1 protein-coding gene is annotated in these 249 nt (G+C 70.7%); it reads left to right on the top strand.

The genetic code is table 11. The features are described 5' to 3' along the window. A partial coding sequence (locus BYZ73_RS22160) for a phage portal protein (RefSeq protein ID WP_146746441.1) occupies positions 1-249 on the top strand: 249 nt, incomplete at both ends.

Below are 249 nucleotides of genomic sequence, written 5' to 3'. Positions count from 1 at the left end.
ATCTCAACCTCTCGATCGAGCTCTGGGGCAATGGCTATGCCCAGGTCGAGCGGTCAGGCGCCCGGGTCGTGGGGCTTTACCCGATCCACCCCGAGGCGGTGTCGGTGCGGCGGCGGCCCGATGGCGCGCTGGACTATCGCTGGACGCGGGACGGCAGATCCTTTGTCGGCACCGATCGCGACGTGCTGCATGTGCGCGGGCCGGGGGGCGATCCGCTGGGCGGCATGTCGACGCTGCAGTTCGGGCGCC

Origin of the sequence: Rhodovulum viride, from assembly GCF_003265965.1 — a bacterium.
GTDB lineage: Bacteria > Pseudomonadota > Alphaproteobacteria > Rhodobacterales > Rhodobacteraceae > Rhodovulum > Rhodovulum kholense.
This window is presented reverse-complemented; position numbering and strand designations above follow the sequence as displayed.